This window comes from Lonsdalea populi, assembly GCF_015999465.1.
Taxonomy (GTDB): domain Bacteria; phylum Pseudomonadota; class Gammaproteobacteria; order Enterobacterales; family Enterobacteriaceae; genus Lonsdalea; species Lonsdalea populi.
In genome coordinates this window covers 3,637,311-3,653,472 of the sequence record NZ_CP065534.1, presented here as the reverse complement: position 1 = coordinate 3,653,472, position 16,162 = coordinate 3,637,311, and the positions used below count along the sequence as shown (strand labels likewise).

Here is a 16,162-nt window from a genome sequence, read left to right as displayed (position 1 = left end):
AGAAAATGGGCGCGGCAGATGCGCCCGATCAAAGTTGTGGAGGATTTAAGCGATAGGCGATTTAGTCGTCATGGTCTTCCCACGCGCGCACGCGCGCCACGGCTTTCTGCCAGCCGCGATAGCGATAGTTGCGCTCGACGGTTTCAATGCCGGGACGGAACTCCCGCTCGATGGCGGTTTTGCTTTTAACCTCATCCAGATCGTTCCAGAAACCGGTCGCCAGACCGGCCAGGAAGGCGGCGCCGAGCGCGGTGACTTCGCGGATCACGGGGCGTTCGACGCGCGTTCCCAGAATGTCGGACTGGAACTGCATCAGGAAGTTGTTGGCGACCGCGCCGCCGTCGACCCGCAGCGAGTGCAAGTGCGTGCCCGCATCGGCTTGCATCGCGTCCAGCACGTCGCGCGTTTGATAGGCGATGGACTCCAGCGTTGCGCGGATGATGTGGTTGGCGTTCACGCCGCGCGTCAGTCCGAAGATGGCGCCGCGCGCGTAGGGATCCCAGTAAGGCGCGCCCAGTCCAGTGAACGCGGGAACTACGTAAACGCCGTTGGTGTCGTTCACCTTCCCGGCGAAGTACTCGGAGTCCGTTGCATCGCCGATCAGTTTCAGCTCATCGCGCAGCCACTGTATGGACGCGCCGCCCATGAATACCGCGCCTTCAAGCGCATAGTTGATTTCGCCGCGCGCGCCGCAGGCGATGGTGGTCAGCAGGCCATGTTCGGATTTCACGGCTTCCTTACCGGTATTCATCAGCAGGAAACAGCCGGTGCCGTAGGTATTTTTCGCCATACCGGGACTGACGCACAGCTGACCATACAGCGCCGCCTGCTGGTCGCCGGCGATGCCTGCGATGGGGATTCGCGTGCCGCCTTTGCCCCCGATATTGGTTTTCCCATAGATCTCGGACGACGAATGAACGCTCGGCAGCATAGCGCGGGGAATATCCAGCGCGTCGAGCAGCCGGTCATCCCAGTCCAGCGTGTGGATATTGAACATCATAGTGCGCGAGGCGTTGGTGTAGTCCGTAACGTGTACGCGGCCTTGCGTCATTTTCCAGATAAGCCAGGTGTCGACGGTGCCGAACAACAGTTCGCCGCGCCGCGCTCTTTCGCGAGAGCCTTCCACATGATCCAGAATCCATTTCACCTTCGTGCCGGAGAAGTAAGGGTCGATAACCAGACCGGTGAGGTCGCGGATCGTCTCTTCCAGACCGGCTTTTTTCAGCTGTTCGCAGATCTCGGCGGAGCGGCGGCACTGCCACACGATGGCGTTGTAAATCGGTTTGCCGGTGTCTTTTTCCCAGACGATGGCGGTTTCCCGCTGGTTGGTAATGCCAATGCCGGCCACTTCATCCGTACTGATCCCGACCTTAGCGAGTGCCTCGACCAGCGTGGCGCTCTGGGACGCCCAGATCTCCATTGGGTCGTGTTCCACCCAGCCAGCCTTCGGGTAGATTTGTGCGAATTCACGCTGGGAAACGCTGACGATGTTGGCATCGTGGTCCAGCACTACGGCACGGGAACTGGTGGTTCCCTGGTCAAGGGCAACAATGTATTTCTTTTCCAAAGTCATAGCAGTGGTCCTTTATCGGGGAGACACGTTGCGAGTTTCGCCAGGCGTTGCGCTGGCGTCATCGGTAGGACAGACGTCGCAGGGCAGGTTGCGGCCGATCAGTTTCCGGTAGCCAAAAGCCCCCAAACCAGCGCCGACAATCGGCCCGAGAATGGGAACCAGGAAGTAGGGAATATCCTGTCCTCCGGTGAAGGCGACCTTGCCCCAGCCAGCAAGGTAGGCGAATAGCTTCGGGCCGAAGTCACGCGCTGGATTGAGGGCGAATCCGGTCAGCGGCCCCATTGAGGCGCCAATCACGGCGATGAGGATGCCGATGAGCAAAGGCGCCAGCGGGCCGCGTGGAATGCCGTTGCCATCATCGGTCAGTGCCAGGATCAGGCACATCAGGATGGCGGTAATCACCGTTTCCACGAGGAAGGCTTGGGGAACGGAGATCATCGGATTGGGGTACGTCGAGAAAATGCTCGCCAGGCTCAGGCTTTCTACGCTGCCACGGACGATCCCCTGTGCCTGTTCGGTCGCGTAGAACAGATTGTAGTACAGGCCATAGACCAAGGCGGCGGCACAGAAAGCGCCTGCCAGCTGCGCAAGGATATAAGGGGCCACCTTGCGCCCGTCAAAGCAGGCGAACAGCCACAGCGTAATGGTGACCGCAGGGTTAAGGTGAGCGCCGGAAATCGCGGCCGTAAGGTAGATAGCCATGGCGGCGCCGAGGCCCCAGATGATGCTGATTTCCCATTGTCCAAAGCTTGCGCCGGCCAGCTTCAAGGCGGCGACGCAGCCAACGCCGAAAAAAATCAGTAGACCCGTGCCCAGAAATTCGGCAATGCACTGGCCCTTTAATGTAGAGATTCGCGATTGACTCATACACATTTCCTGTTTTTGACGTAGGGCGTGATAAGTGGTGCAGGAAGATATTCCTGCGGTGTTCGACCTCTTACGGTTCGCTTCACAGTGCTGTGGTCAACCACACGCAAAGTGAGGAAGGCGCGAAGTGTGCAGGTCACATGTTCCTTTGATGTTAATTTATCGTTAATGAGCGAAATAGAAAAATATCGCTGGTGAAATGTGTGTTGTACGTCAAAAAAATGAGCGTATTCGCTTATTTCACGCGAAGATGAAACGATTCGCCGATGAAAAACGTTATATAACGCCTTAACCTGATTAACATTTGCCGCTCTCCAGTTCGCTTTTTCGGTTTCTGCCGATAGCTCCGGTCAGGAAAAAATGACACACTCGAGATCGTGGAGGATGGGCGCTAGACAGTTTCCGGCTGGCTACATACAATCTTCCTAGCGTGTTGCGCCCTTGGGGCGTAACGGAGTCGGCGCAGACCGTCCGTTCGCATTGCGGCTAGTGCGCCGACGCTATGAATACGCCAGTACGGTGTGAGAATTCGCAATAAATCAGCGTTAACGGCGTATGCCTTGCGTGAAAAAGGGGTTAGAAGTTATGTCATTTGAAGTGTTTGAGAAGCTGGAATCGAAAGTTCAGCAGGCGATTGACACCATTACGCTGTTGCAGATGGAAATTGAAGAGCTGAAAGAAAAGAATAATGCGCTATCACAGGAAGTTCAGAGTGTGGCAGGCAATCGTGATGCGCTGATGCGCGAGAACGAACAATTGCGTGAAGCGCAGAGCTCATGGCAGGAACGTCTGCAGGCGCTACTGGGTAAGATGGAAGAAGTACAGTAAGACAGTAGCAAGAGACGGAAAAGGGCGCGTTCACGCCCTTTTCATCCGGTTACTCCAGATCCAGCGGATCTTCGGAGAGAATGATACCGGTGTTGTCGGCATACAGATGGTCGCCGGAGAAGAAGGTGACGCCGCCAAAATTGACGCGGATATCCGTTTCGCCGATGCCTTCGCCCTCAGCGCCAGCCGGCGTGGCCGCCATGGCCTGAATGCCGATATCTAGCTCAGCCAAATCGTCGACCTGACGCACTGCGCCATAGACCACAATGCCTTCCCACTCGTTTTGCGTCGCTAATCTTGCCAGTTCGGCGTTAATCAGCGCCCGGCGCACCGAGCCGCCGCCGTCAATCAGCAGTACGCGCCCGATGCCGTTTTCTTCCAGCAGCTCGTAAAGCAGCCCGTTGTCTTCAAAGCATTTCACCGTGGTGATTTGACCACCAAATGAACTACGTCCACCAAAGTTGGAGAAGAGAGGCTCAACGACATTGACCTCTTCATGATAGACATCACACAGTTCGGAAGTATCGTATTTCATAGGATTAACGCCTGGTTGCCGCAGGGATCGTGGAATTGAGTATATCCCTTTCTGGCGAAGGTTAGCAAAATCATCGCCTGTCGCCTGTCGCCTTGACCGGAACCAGGAACAGGGATGATGTTGACGTGGGCGAACTTAGCTGAGCATTACGCCCGCAGCAAACAAAATATTGGTCAGCAGGGCGCATTTGACCGTCTTTTCGAGCATTGGACGCATACTGAACGCGGTGGTTTCACGCAGCACGTAGCGACCCTGTTTCACCAGCAGCGGCAGCGACAGAATAAATAGCCAGCCAGCCGGGCTTTGCAGATAAATGAGTGCGAACAGTCCCAGACACAGCGGTGCGGCCATCAACAACATCATGTGATAGCAGCGGGCTTTCTGTGCACCAAGCCGGACGGCCAGCGTGTTTTTTCCGCTCAAACGGTCGTTGTCGATATCGCGCAGGTTGTTGATGTTGAGAACGGCGGTAGCCAGTAGACCGCAGGCGGTCGCGGGCAGTATAACGATACTGTCGAAGCGGCCGGTTTGCAGGACATAAGAACCTGCCACGCTGAGCCAGCCAAAGAAAATCAGTACCGAGACATCGCCTAAGCCGATATAGCCATAAGGTCGATTGCCCACCGTATAGGTGATAGCGGCCAAAATCGCCATCAGCCCGAAGACGAGAAAAACGACGATGTCCACCGGTTGTTCGCAGGCGAGCGCGACCAGTGAAATACCGGAGACGATCGTCAGCAGCACCGTGACGATCAAGGCGTTGCGCAGCTCAGTCAGGCTAATGGCACCGGTCTGAATACCGCGCAGTGGTCCGATGCGTGTCTCGGTATCACTGCCTTTCACCGCGTCGCCGTAGTCGTTAGCCAGGTTGGAAAGAATCTGCAGCAAACCGGCCGTCAGCAGAGCGAGCAAAGCGACTCCCGGTTTGAAACTGCTTTGCCAACCGGCGATAGCCGAGCCGGTCACGATGGAGGCGAAGGCCAACGGCAGCGTCTTGGGACGCAAACTGTCGAGCCAGGCCTGAGTTTTGCTGCTATGTGTCAATAAGGTCATGATCCGCTTCAGTTCTGGGAGATTTATGCTTAACGTCGTTGCCGAAAACGCAAGTGGGAGGCGATAGCCTCCCACTTGATGTGTTGTCAGGACGATCCGCCGGCACGGATTATAAGATAAATCGGCTCAGATCTTCATCTGCTACTAATTCATCGAGGTGATCGCTTACGTAATCCGCATCAATCGTCACATTCTGACCGCCCATTTCACTGGCGTTGTAGGACACTTCTTCGATCAGACGCTCCAGCACGGTGTGCAGACGACGCGCGCCGATGTTCTCGGTACGTTCGTTGACCTGCCACGCCGCTTCCGCGATACGACGGATGCCGTCCGGCGCGAATTCCACCTCAACGCCTTCGGTCGCCATCAGCGCCTTATACTGCTGCGTCAGGGACGCGCTCGGCTCGGTGAGGATGCGCTCAAAGTCTTCCGTGGTCAACGCCTGCAGCTCAACGCGGATCGGCAGACGCCCCTGCAGTTCAGGAATGAGATCCGATGGGCTGGCGACCTGGAATGCGCCGGAGGCGATAAATAGGATGTGGTCGGTTTTCACCATGCCGTGCTTGGTGGATACGGTGCAGCCTTCCACCAGCGGCAGCAGGTCGCGCTGCACCCCTTCACGGGAAACATCCGGGCCGGATGATTCGCCGCGCTTACAGATTTTGTCGATTTCGTCGATGAACACGATACCGTGCTGTTCAACGGAATCGATGGCGAGCTGCTTCAGCTCTTCCGGGTTCACCAGCTTGGCGGCTTCTTCTTCCACCAGCTGTTTAAACGCGTCCTTGATTTTGATCTTGCTGGTTTTCTGCTTCTGTCCGGCCAGATTCTGGAACATGGACTGCAGCTGATTCGTCATCTCTTCCATACCCGGCGGCGCCATGATTTCAACGCCTACCGGCGCGGCGGCCAGTTCGATCTCGATTTCTTTATCGTCCAGTTGGCCTTCGCGTAGTTTCTTACGGAAAGCCTGACGAGCAGGGGACGGTTCCTGACTCTCTTCGGACTGTCCCCAGTTGTTTTTGGCCGGAGGGATCAGCGCGTCCAGAATACGCTCTTCCGCCAGTTCTTCAGCGCGAACACGGTTCTTTTCCAGCGACTGCTGGCGCACCATCTTCAGTGCGGCATCGGTCAGATCGCGGATAATGGAGTCCACTTCTTTACCGACGTAGCCAACTTCGGTGAACTTGGTCGCCTCCACCTTAATAAACGGCGCGTTGGCTAGTTTGGCGAGACGTCGGGCGATCTCGGTCTTACCTACACCGGTCGGGCCAATCATCAGAATGTTTTTTGGCGTAACCTCGTGGCGAAGGTCTTCGTCCAGTTGCATACGACGCCAACGGTTGCGTAGGGCGATTGCCACAGCCCGTTTCGCCTTGTTCTGGCCGATGATGTAGCTGTCGAGCTCACTGACTATTTCGCGCGGGGTCATTTCAGACATAGTAGATCCTTACGCCTTGGAGGCTAATTCTTCAATCGTGTGGAACTGATTGGTATAGATGCAGATATCACCGGCGATACCGAGTGATTTCTCGACGATTTCTTTGGCGCTCAGGTCGGTATTTTCCAACAGGGCGCGTGCGGCGGACTGGGCATAGGGACCACCGGAGCCGATAGCGATCAAATCGTTTTCCGGTTGTACGACGTCGCCGTTGCCGGTGATGATCAGTGAGGCGTTTTCATCCGCCACGGCCAGCAGCGCTTCCAGGCGGCGCAGCATGCGGTCGGTACGCCAGTCTTTGGCTAGTTCCACCGCGGCTTTTACCAGATGACCCTGGTGCAGTTCCAATTTACGTTCGAACAGTTCAAACAGGGTAAAGGCGTCGGCGGTGCCGCCCGCAAATCCGGCAATGACACGGTCGTTGTAAAGACGGCGTACCTTCCGCACGTTACCTTTCATGACGGTGTTGCCTAAGGTGGCCTGACCATCTCCGCCGATGACGACTTGGCCATTGCGGCGAACGCTTACGATTGTTGTCACGAGCTAATCCCCGTTACTGAATAAAAAGACCCCCGCACAGTGCGGGGCATGTTGAAGTTAGAAATGGGGACGGGACGGGGGTTTTCAACCCCCGGAGGCTAATGGAATGCAGCTGCTGTTGCCCATACTTTTCAGTTTTTGGATCATCTTGTCCGCTGTGGCGCGGCTGCCGTAGGGGCCCAATATGATGCGATTCCAGCCGCCGCTGCTGGTGATACGGCTTTCCACGCCTGCGAATGCCAGTTGCGCTCGGATGGATTCTGCTGGAGCCATCGCCTTGAATGAGCCGCACTGAATCATCCAGCGCGGCGCTTTCTCGGGTTTGTCCACCGGGGCCTTGGCCGTTTCCGTAGTGACGGGAGCGGTAGTTTTCGGCACATTCTGATTCGGTCGCTGCGTCAGCGGCGCGACGGACGCAGGCGTCGTCGTCTGAGGTTTGATAAACACCTGAGAACGCGGTACCAGAGTCTGATCGTTATACGGCACTTCGGACAGCTGAGTAGGCTGACGGCGCATGTCCGACTGCATCTGCTCCAGCAATTGGCGCTGTTCTTCGGTCAGTTCCCCCGCCGAACGCACTTCGCCGCCGGCGGAAGGTTCCGTCGGTGTCGTCACGCCAATCTGGCGATTTTCCAGCTCTTTGATGTAGCGCCAGCGTTCTTCGGGTTTTGGCGGAAGCCCATTGCTCTTGCCGCCGACATGATTAGGGAGTACCGGAATTTCTTGCGGCTTGTTATGGGCAATGAAATACAGCCCGCCCGCGAAGGTCACCAATACGGCGACCGCAAGCGCAATCATGGTTTTGGATGCGCCTGAAGACCCCTTTTTCTTCCGGCTGGATGTCTTCTTCCGGCGTGTGCCTGAACGCCCCCGCCCGACATAGTCTCTTTGTGCCACTATCGTTTCACTACGAAGTAAAAAAAGTAACAGGATGTCATGTTACTGAACCCTAAAATGTTTGACTAGCACCGTGATCCCTAAAGCCGGTGACGCGCAAAATTCGGCGGAGCGGTACTGTCTCGAATGACCAGTTTACTGGACAGCAGGCGTGAGCCCCGGGTTACGGAATGCCCCTGCATCTGTTCAAGCAGCAGCAGCGTTGCTTCACGTCCGATTTCGTAGCGGGGTTGGACCACGGTGGAGAGCGGAGGGAAGCAGTAGCTGGCCTGGATAATATCATCAAATCCCATTAGCGATAGATCCCGCGGCACGTTCAAACCCATTTTATGAGCTTGCGCCAGCGCACCCAACGCGATGGTATCACTATGACAGAAAATCGCGGTCGGTGGGGCAGGATGTGACATTAAAACACCCAATCCGCGAATGCCGGCGTCATAGCTGAAATCCCCCCGCACGATATACTGGTTATCCACCGTCAGGCCGCCTCGTCGCAATGCCTGGATATAGCCCTGCAGCCGATATTCGCTGAGAGGCAGAGTATCCGGGCCTGCAATACAGGCGATGCGCTGATGGCCAAGCCCGTGAAGATAGTGCACAGCGTTGAATGCGGCGGTCAGGTTGTCAATATGCACCGTCGGTATTTCCAGCTCTGGAACGAATTCATTCGCCATGACCATCGGCGGCAGATTGCGGCGTGCCGCCTTACCGGTATCGAACGGTAAGTCAGATCCGAGCAGCAAAATACCATCTACCTGAGCAGTGACGTTGGGATCGGACAGCCCCGTGTCTCGCCGCCGCTGGTAGGCGCAGTCGCCGATCAGTATCAGGTAACCCCGAGCCACAGCGGTCTCTTCGATACCGCGGATGACTTCGCTGAAAAAAGGATCGCTGATATCCGGAACGATCGCCAGCAGCGTCCGGGTTTCATGTCTTCTGGCGCAGCGGGCGGACGCGTAGTGCGAATAGCCCACGGCCCTGGCCGCATCCTCAACCTTTTGCCGTGTCAGGGCGGAGACCTTTTCCGGATCCATCAGGGCTCGGGACACCGTGGCGGTCGAGACGCCCGCCTTGTCCGCCACATTCTTCATGGTTACAGCGGCCGTATTTTTATTCTCCAACGCTTATTCTCCTCACGCCAGCTTCCGCTGCTGCGTCTTTCCGGCTCCTGTCACCCAGGACCTCCCCTATGCCGCAGTTAGATTTTTACCGTGTTCAGCATAGCGCCTTGCGGCGCAGGCATTAACAAATCACGCATTATAGTTGTGGATTTATTGTTCGCTGAACAGTGCCAAGCGCGTATTTTTCGCGCTGGTTCGCAAAATCTTAGAAGAATCAATATGAAGAAAGCGTCAGCCGTCCGTTGGGTCGACGTCCAGTACCCATTTGACTTTACGCGACTGTGGCAGGGTATCGATGAGGCTTAGGGAAGTGCGCAGCAGATGCTGTAGCCGGGCGCGGGAGGGATGCTGAAGCAGCAATTGCCAACGAAATCGCCCTGCGCGTTTGGGCTGTAGCGCGGGCACGGGTCCCAGTACCCAGAGGTTTTCATCGCGCAGCGGGCTAGCTTCGAGCAGGTTACGTAGCTGGTGAAGGAATTGACTGGCTTGCTGGTTATCATGATCGTCAGCGCGAAACAGGACGTGATTGGTGAACGGCGGCAGGGCCACGCTCTGGCGCTCTTTCAGCGTTTGAGCGGCGAAGGCGTCGTAGCCCTGTTGCAATAGCGTTTGCAGCAGCGGATGTTCGGGGTGATGGGTTTGCAGCACCACTTCACCGGCTTTTCCCGCTCGTCCGGCTCGACCGGAAACTTGGGTGTAGAGCTGGGCAAACCGTTCCGCAGCCCGGAAGTCGGCGGAAAACAGAGAGCTGTCCACGTCCAGCAGCGCCACCAAGGTCACATCGGGGAAATGGTGGCCTTTGGCCAACATCTGCGTCCCTATCAGGATGCGGGCGCCGCCCTGACGCACTTGCGCCAACTGTTGCTCTAGTGCTCCCTTGCGGCTGGTGGTGTCGCGATCGATGCGGGTAATCGGTGTATCGGGGAAGAGGGCGGGTAGCGCCTGTTCGAGCTGTTCGGTGCCCACTCCCACCGGCATTATGTTGGTCGAGCCGCAGTCAGGACATTGTTGCGGCACCGGCCGCTGGCTGTCGCAGTGGTGGCAACGCAGAGTCTGCTGGTGCTGATGCAACGTGTAATAGTGGTCGCAGCGCGGACACTCGGCGATCCAGCCGCATTCATGGCACATCACCACCGGCGCAAAGCCGCGCCGATTAAGAAACAGGATGACCTGGTTTCCTTCCCGAACGTGGTGGCGAATGCGTGCAATCAGGGGTTGCGACAGACCGGTGTTGAGCGGCAGTCCTTTCAGATCGAGGATATTTTGCTGAGCAAGCCGTGCGTTACCGGCGCGTTTGCTAAGGCGTAACTGCCGGTATTTGCCGATTTGGACGTTATACAGCGTTTCCAGCGCCGGGGTCGCGGAGCCCATGACGATAGGGATATTCTCTTCCCGAGCGCGGAAAACGGCCAGATCGCGGGCGTTATAGCGCCACCCCTCCTGCTGTTTATACGAGTTGTCGTGCTCTTCGTCGATGACGATCAGGCCCAGTCGAGCGAAAGGGGTGAACAGGGCGGAGCGTGTGCCTATCACGATGGCGGCTTCCGCGTTTTTCGCCCTTAGCCAGACGGCCAGACGTTCGCTGTCGTTCAAACCGGAGTGCAGCGCGTCTACCGGTGCGTTAAAGCGGTCTCTGAAGCGAGCGATGGTTTGCGGTGTCAGTCCGATTTCCGGCACCAGCACCAGCGCTTGTTTTCCCTGCGCCAGAATGTTTTCCAATACGCTGAGATACACCTCAGTCTTGCCGGAGCCGGTAATGCCGGCCAGCAGCCAGGCGGAAAAATGTTGATCTTCGCTGCGTATCGCGCCGACGGCGGTCGCCTGCTCGGTATTCAGACGCAGGCGTTCGCCGCTGACGCTAAAGTTTGGTCGCCAGTCGCGCGGCGTTTGCGACAGAGGCCTCAGGTCGCACAGTCCTTTGGCGCGTAACGCCTGCAGAGCGGTTTCGGTCAATTCGGCGTCGCTGATCTGATGGCGATAGAGCGGCCCTTGCAGTAACGCGGCCAGCGCCTGTTGCTGTTTGGGCGAGCGTTTCAGCGTCGGCAGCGGGGTTTCACGCCCTTGTTCGGTGGCGAACCACTGCCATAGCGGAGCCGTATGCGCGGGTTTACCCTGGCGTAGCAGCGTCGGCAGCGCATGGAACAGCACTTCGCCGATGGGATAGTGGTAGTACTTCACGGCCCACATCAGGATGCGCCACAGGCTGGCGGGAAATAACGACTCCGGATCCAGCACGTCTTGCAAGGGTTTGAGCTGGGTCAGCGGCAGCGCGCTGTTATCGCTGAGTGCGGTCACGATGCCAATCATCCTGCGGTTGCCAAACGGCACGCGTACCCGCATGCCGGGAGCCGGGGATAAGGATCCCGGGGGCAGCAGATAATCAAAAGTACGCGCCAGTGGCACGGGCAGGGCAACCTGAACGACAGGCATGGCATCTCCGTCCGAAAGCTAAGGGGAAACTCTTTATACAGCAAGGATGGCAAGTCAAAAGCGGCACAATACGATTGTGCGGAAAACCATCCGGGCAACAGTGTACATGGTGCGGCAGGTTCTGTGTGGGGGTGATTGCATCGGCTGGTTAATTTCTGTATGATTCGCCGCCTTTATACCGTGTGTGTAAAGATAAAACGAATTCAACTTCAACCTCGTGTGGTGTCTGGCGGAATAGGGCTGGATAGCGACACGGCCTTAATCAGAGGTTTCCCATGAAAGAAGGTATCCATCCGAATTACAGCGAAATTACTGCATCTTGCTCTTGCGGTAATATCATCAAAACCCGTTCTACTGCGGGTCACGACCTGAACCTGGACGTATGCTCCGCTTGCCACCCGTTCTACACTGGCAAACAGCGTGTTGTTGACACTGGTGGTCGTGTTGATCGCTTCAACAGGCGTTTCAGCATCCCGGGCAGCAAGAAGTAATTTGCTTCACGGTTTTTGCCGCAGATTTTCTTCCGCGCATAGCAAAGGCACCCTCGGGTGCCTTTGTTGTTTCTGGATGCCGTTTACGGCATCACTCAGTATTCCCAGGTATCCGGGTTGATACCCATTTCCCGCATGATCTGTTTGGCCGCCTCGGGGATTTCATCGCAGCGCTCTTTACGCAAGTCTTCATCATTCGGCAACGGTTGCCCAGTAAACGCATGGAGAAACGCTTCGCAAAGCAATTCGCTATTGGTGGCGTGACGCAGGTTGTTTACCTGACGACGGGTGCGCTCATCAGTTAAAATTTTCAATACTTTCAACGGGATGGAAACCGTGATCTTCTTGACCTGTTCACTTTTCTTGCCGTGTTCAGCGTATGGGCTTACGTATTCGCCATTCCACTTAGCCATGAGATACCTTAAAAAATTATCGTGATGAGGACAGTCACTGTCATAAATTGTCTTAATTCTAGCGATTATTATAGGGATGCTCAATCTATACGCAAAGAAGTTTAGAAGTCTAGATGTATTGACGTCTACGTTGACTGCGTTTACTCTTGGGCCTCCTCATTCAGCTACCAGTCAGGAATCATCATCGATGACGCGCAAACAGGCCACTATCGCAGTTCGCAGCGGGTTGAATAACGACGAGCAGTATGGTTGCGTCGTTCCGCCTATTCATCTCTCCAGCACTTATAACTTCGCCGGTTTTAATCAGCCTCGTGAGCACGATTACTCACGGCGCGGTAATCCCACCCGCGACGTCGTGCAACGTGCGCTCGCCGAGCTGGAAGGCGGGGCGGGTGCGGTGATGACCAACAGCGGTATGTCGGCGATCTTGCTGGTTTGCACCGTTTTCCTGCGTCCGGGCGATCTTTTGGTGGCTCCTCATGACTGCTACGGCGGCAGCTACCGTCTGTTCGACAGCCTGAGCCAACGTGGCGCGTTTCGGGTGAAATTCGTCGATCAGGGCAATGATGCGGAGCTGAAGGCGGCGCTGGCGGAAAAACCGCGTTTGGTACTGGTTGAAAGCCCCAGCAATCCACTACTGCGTGTAGTGGATATCGCCGCGATCTGTCAGGCGGCGCGTGATGAGGGCGCGGTTAGCGTGGTGGATAATACCTTCCTGAGCCCGGCGCTGCAGAATCCGCTGAGCCTGGGCGCCGACCTGGTGGTGCACTCTTGCACCAAATATCTCAACGGTCACTCGGATGTGGTCGCGGGGACGGTCATTGCGCGCGACCCTGAACTCGTGACCGAACTGGCCTGGTGGGCCAACAATATCGGCGTGACCGGCGCGGCGTTTGACAGCTATATGCTGCTGCGCGGCCTGCGAACGTTGGCCCCCCGCATGTCAGCGGCGCAGAAAAACGCGCTACAAATTGTGGAATACCTTCAGCAGCAGCCGCTGGTGAAAAAACTGTATCACCCCTCTTTACCGGAAAACGCCGGGCATGACATCGCGCGTCGCCAGCAATCGGGTTTTGGGGCTATGCTGAGCTTTGAACTGGACGGCGATGAAGAGACGTTGCGCCGTTTCCTGTCCTCACTGGCGCTATTTACACTGGCGGAGTCGTTGGGAGGCGTGGAAAGCCTGATCTCCCACGCCGCCACCATGACTCATGCCGGAATGGCCCCGGAAGCGCGTGCGGCGGCAGGGATTTCCGAGATGCTGCTGCGAGTTTCCGTCGGTATTGAAGACGGCGACGATCTGGTCGCCGATTTGAAACAGGCATTTCAGGCAGTCGCAAAGAGGTAACGATGAGTGCTTTAGGGATAGCGGGTGCCGCCACAGGTCGGCAGTTGCATAAGTTTGGCGGCAGCAGTTTGGCTGATGTGAAATGCTATCAGCGCGTCGCCGGTATTATGGCTGAATACAGTCGTCCCGGTGATCTGATGGTCGTGTCGGCGGCGGGTGGGACCACCAATCAGCTGATTAGCTGGCTAAAGCTCAGCCAAACCGACCGTATCTCCGCGCATCAGGTGCAGCAGGCATTGCGCCGCTATCAAAGCGATCTTATTGCCGGCCTGTTGCCGGAGGCCGCAGCAGAGCGGCTGACTTCTGCATTTATCCATGACCTTGAGCGTTTGGCGCTACTGCTGGATGGCAAAATTACCGAAGCGGTTTACGCCGAAGTCGTTGGGCACGGAGAAGTCTGGTCTGCCCGACTGATGGCCGCCGTACTCAATCAATTAGACATCGATGCCTCCTGGCTGGATGCGCGCACGTTTCTCTGCGCGGAGCGCTCCGCATTGCCGCAGGTTGACGAAGGACGCTCCTGGCCGCTGTTGCAGCAGCAGCTCACACAGCATGCCAATCAGCGTCTGGTGATCACTGGTTTTATCAGCCGCAATGAAGCGGGTGAAACGGTCCTCCTGGGAAGAAATGGTAGCGACTACTCGGCCACGCAGATTGGCGCGCTGGCGGACGTTGACCGTGTGACGATCTGGAGTGACGTTGCCGGTGTGTTCAGCGCGGATCCGCGCAAAGTCAAAGATGCCTGTTTGCTGCCGTTATTGCGGTTGGATGAGGCGAGCGAGCTGGCGCGTTTGGCCGCTCCGGTTCTGCATACCCGGACGTTGCAGCCGGTGTCCGGCAGCGATATCAATCTTGAGCTGCGGTGCAGTTATCAACCTGAACAGGGGTCGACACGTATAGAACGCGTGCTTGCCTCCGGGACCGGCGCCAAGATCGTCACCAGCCATGATGATGTTTGTCTGATTGAGGTGACGGTGCAAGATGGACACGATTTCCAACGTGTGCAGCAAGACGCCGGGCAATTGCTTCAGCGCGCGCAGATTAAAGCGCTGGCGACGGGCATTCATCCTGACCGTGACCTACTGCAGTTTTGCTATACCTCGGAAGTGGTCGACAGCGCCTGGTCGCTGTTAGCGCAGTCGGCGCTGCCGATTCAGCTTCGACTGCGCGAGGGTTTGGCGGTCGTGGCGGTCGTGGGGGCTGGCGTCGGCAACAACCCGCTTCATAGCCACCGCTTCTATCAACAGCTAAAAGATCAGCCGGTCGAATTCGTTTGTGAATCGGACGATAGCATCAGCCTGGCGGCGGTGCTGCGCGTCGGGCCGACGGAACATCTGGTGCGTGGTCTGCATCATTCCCTGTTCCGTGCGGAGAAACGCATCGGACTGGTGCTGTTCGGTAAAGGCAACATCGGTTCCCGCTGGCTGGAGCTGTTCGCTCGCGAGCAGACTCATCTTTCCGCGCGTACCGGTTTTGAATTTGTTCTGGCCGGTGTCGTCGACAGCCGCCGCAGCTTGCTTAATCACGACGGTTTGGATGCGGGGCGTGTGCTGGCGTATTTCGATGATGAAGCTCAGGAGCGCGACGAAGATGAGCTGTTCCTGTGGATGCGCGATCATCCTTATGATGACCTGGTGGTGTTGGATGTGACCGCCAGCGGCGCGGTGGCCGACCTCTATCTGGACTTCGCCAGCTACGGTTTTCACGTCATCAGCGCGAATAAACAGGCGGGCGCTTCCGGCGGCGACAATTATCGCCAAATTCGCGATGCGTTCGCGAAAACCGGCGGTCACTGGTTATACAACGCCACCGTCGGCGCCGGACTGCCGGTGAACTATGCGGTCCGCGACCTGTGTGAAAGCGGGGACAGTATCCTGGCCATCAGCGGGATCTTTTCCGGCACGCTGTCCTGGCTGTTCCTGCAGTTCGACGGCACGGTGCCGTTCACCGAACTGGTGGATCAGGCATGGCAGCAAGGTTTGACCGAGCCGGACCCGCGCGACGATCTGTCCGGTCAGGACGTCATGCGTAAACTGGTGATTCTGGCGCGCGAAGCCGGCCATGAAATCGAGCCGTCGCAGGTGCGTGTCGAGTCGCTGGTTCCCGCAGGTTGTGAACAGGGGTCCGTCGACCAGTTCTTCGAGGATGGCGAGTCGCTGAACAACCAAATGCTACAACGGCTGGAAGCAGCCAATGAAATGGGATTGGTGTTGCGCTATGTGGCGCGCTTCGACGCCAGCGGTAAGGCGCGCGTCGGGGTCGAGGCCGTCCGCCCGGATCATCCTCTGGCCGCGTTGCTGCCGTGCGACAACGTCTTCGCTATCGAGAGCCGTTGGTATCGTGACAACCCGCTGGTTATCCGAGGTCCGGGTGCCGGTCGTGATGTGACCTCCGGGGCTATCCAATCCGATCTGAACCGGTTGGCTCAACTCCTCTGATGGCGAGGATGCTGGCGAAGTCATCGTGAAAAATCGCCGCGTTCCCACTCCGCCCGAAGCGTTCTGCTTCGGGTTTTTTTATGCCTAAATTCAACGAGTTAAATCAACGCAAAAGCAACATGAATCCTCCTCACATTGCATGAATAAACATCAGCACCGAAGGCGTTGACTACGGCTACCGATTCCG

14 protein-coding genes are annotated in these 16,162 nt (G+C 57.0%); 4 read left to right on the top strand and 10 right to left on the bottom strand.

Translation table 11 applies throughout. The features are described 5' to 3' along the window. Positions 1–61 precede the first annotated feature (61 nt). Positions 62–1,573 carry a glycerol kinase GlpK gene (glpK, locus tag I6N93_RS16195; RefSeq protein ID WP_085689951.1) on the bottom strand — a complete coding sequence of 504 codons (1,512 nt, stop codon included), beginning with the start codon at positions 1,571–1,573 and terminating at the stop codon, positions 62–64. Between the two features lie 12 nt (positions 1,574–1,585). After that, positions 1,586–2,440: an MIP/aquaporin family protein gene (locus I6N93_RS16190; protein WP_085689949.1), complete on the bottom strand. Its 855-nt coding sequence runs from the start codon at positions 2,438–2,440 to the stop codon at positions 1,586–1,588. A gap of 585 nt (positions 2,441–3,025) precedes the next feature. Here I6N93_RS16190 and zapB point away from each other — a divergent pair. Beyond that, the gene (zapB, locus tag I6N93_RS16185; RefSeq protein WP_026740886.1) at positions 3,026–3,268 is read left to right on the top strand and encodes a septal ring assembly protein ZapB; all 243 of its coding nucleotides are present in this window, start codon (positions 3,026–3,028) and stop codon (positions 3,266–3,268) included. Between the two features lie 49 nt (positions 3,269–3,317). Here the strand turns inward: zapB and rraA are convergent, their stop codons facing one another. From rraA to priA, 7 genes are all read right to left on the bottom strand, one after another. After that, positions 3,318–3,803, bottom strand: a complete 486-nt coding sequence (gene rraA / locus I6N93_RS16180) for a ribonuclease E activity regulator RraA (RefSeq protein ID WP_026740887.1) — start codon at positions 3,801–3,803, stop codon at positions 3,318–3,320. 135 nt (positions 3,804–3,938) lie between these two features. Continuing rightward, positions 3,939–4,856, bottom strand: coding sequence for a 1,4-dihydroxy-2-naphthoate polyprenyltransferase (locus tag I6N93_RS16175; RefSeq protein ID WP_085689947.1), 918 nt, complete (start codon positions 4,854–4,856; stop codon positions 3,939–3,941). Positions 4,857–4,965: 109 nt separating this feature from the next. Beyond that, complete coding sequence (hslU, locus tag I6N93_RS16170) at positions 4,966–6,297, bottom strand: HslU--HslV peptidase ATPase subunit (protein WP_085689945.1); 1,332 nt, start codon at positions 6,295–6,297, stop codon at positions 4,966–4,968. A 9-nt stretch (positions 6,298–6,306) separates the two neighbouring features. Further along, positions 6,307–6,837 (bottom strand): ATP-dependent protease subunit HslV, encoded by a 531-nt coding sequence (gene hslV, locus I6N93_RS16165; protein WP_026740890.1) that lies wholly within the window; start codon positions 6,835–6,837, stop codon positions 6,307–6,309. 84 nt (positions 6,838–6,921) lie between these two features. Continuing rightward, complete coding sequence (gene ftsN, locus I6N93_RS16160) at positions 6,922–7,734, bottom strand: cell division protein FtsN (RefSeq protein ID WP_085689943.1); 813 nt, start codon at positions 7,732–7,734, stop codon at positions 6,922–6,924. Between the two features lie 80 nt (positions 7,735–7,814). After that, a complete protein-coding gene (gene cytR / locus I6N93_RS16155; RefSeq protein ID WP_085689941.1) occupies positions 7,815–8,855 on the bottom strand; it encodes a DNA-binding transcriptional regulator CytR in 1,041 nt (346 codons plus the stop codon). 231 nt (positions 8,856–9,086) lie between these two features. Further along, positions 9,087–11,285: a primosomal protein N' gene (gene priA / locus I6N93_RS16150; RefSeq protein ID WP_085689940.1), complete on the bottom strand. Its 2,199-nt coding sequence runs from the start codon at positions 11,283–11,285 to the stop codon at positions 9,087–9,089. A 275-nt stretch (positions 11,286–11,560) separates the two neighbouring features. On the opposite strand from priA, the gene rpmE reads away from it, so the two are divergent. Further along, positions 11,561–11,776, top strand: a complete 216-nt coding sequence (gene rpmE, locus I6N93_RS16145) for a 50S ribosomal protein L31 (RefSeq protein WP_085689938.1) — start codon at positions 11,561–11,563, stop codon at positions 11,774–11,776. Positions 11,777–11,871: 95 nt separating this feature from the next. On the opposite strand, the gene metJ is transcribed toward rpmE, so the two are convergent. Next, positions 11,872–12,189 (bottom strand): met regulon transcriptional regulator MetJ, encoded by a 318-nt coding sequence (gene metJ / locus I6N93_RS16140; RefSeq protein ID WP_085689936.1) that lies wholly within the window; start codon positions 12,187–12,189, stop codon positions 11,872–11,874. 187 nt (positions 12,190–12,376) lie between these two features. Here metJ and metB point away from each other — a divergent pair, with 187 nt between their 5' ends. Both metB and I6N93_RS16130 read left to right on the top strand, forming a co-directional pair. Further along, a complete protein-coding gene (metB, locus tag I6N93_RS16135; protein ID WP_085689934.1) occupies positions 12,377–13,537 on the top strand; it encodes a cystathionine gamma-synthase in 1,161 nt (386 codons plus the stop codon). Between the two features lie 2 nt (positions 13,538–13,539). Next, entirely contained in the window at positions 13,540–15,975 is a 2,436-nt protein-coding gene (locus tag I6N93_RS16130) for a bifunctional aspartate kinase/homoserine dehydrogenase II (RefSeq protein WP_085689932.1), read from the top strand. Positions 15,976–16,162 lie beyond the last annotated feature (187 nt).

Coding starts and splice junctions, on each gene's coding strand:
- I6N93_RS16190 (WP_085689949.1), bottom strand. CDS start 2,440: ATGAGTCAATCGCGAATCTCTACATTAAAGGGCCAGTGCATTGCCGAA.
- metJ (WP_085689936.1), bottom strand. CDS start 12,189: ATGGCTAAGTGGAATGGCGAATACGTAAGCCCATACGCTGAACACGGC.
- hslU (WP_085689945.1), bottom strand. CDS start 6,297: ATGTCTGAAATGACCCCGCGCGAAATAGTCAGTGAGCTCGACAGCTAC.
- I6N93_RS16175 (WP_085689947.1), bottom strand. CDS start 4,856: ATGACCTTATTGACACATAGCAGCAAAACTCAGGCCTGGCTCGACAGT.
- metB (WP_085689934.1), top strand. CDS start 12,377: ATGACGCGCAAACAGGCCACTATCGCAGTTCGCAGCGGGTTGAATAAC.
- zapB (WP_026740886.1), top strand. CDS start 3,026: ATGTCATTTGAAGTGTTTGAGAAGCTGGAATCGAAAGTTCAGCAGGCG.
- glpK (WP_085689951.1), bottom strand. CDS start 1,573: ATGACTTTGGAAAAGAAATACATTGTTGCCCTTGACCAGGGAACCACC.
- rraA (WP_026740887.1), bottom strand. CDS start 3,803: ATGAAATACGATACTTCCGAACTGTGTGATGTCTATCATGAAGAGGTC.
- I6N93_RS16130 (WP_085689932.1), top strand. CDS start 13,540: ATGAGTGCTTTAGGGATAGCGGGTGCCGCCACAGGTCGGCAGTTGCAT.
- rpmE (WP_085689938.1), top strand. CDS start 11,561: ATGAAAGAAGGTATCCATCCGAATTACAGCGAAATTACTGCATCTTGC.
- priA (WP_085689940.1), bottom strand. CDS start 11,285: ATGCCTGTCGTTCAGGTTGCCCTGCCCGTGCCACTGGCGCGTACTTTT.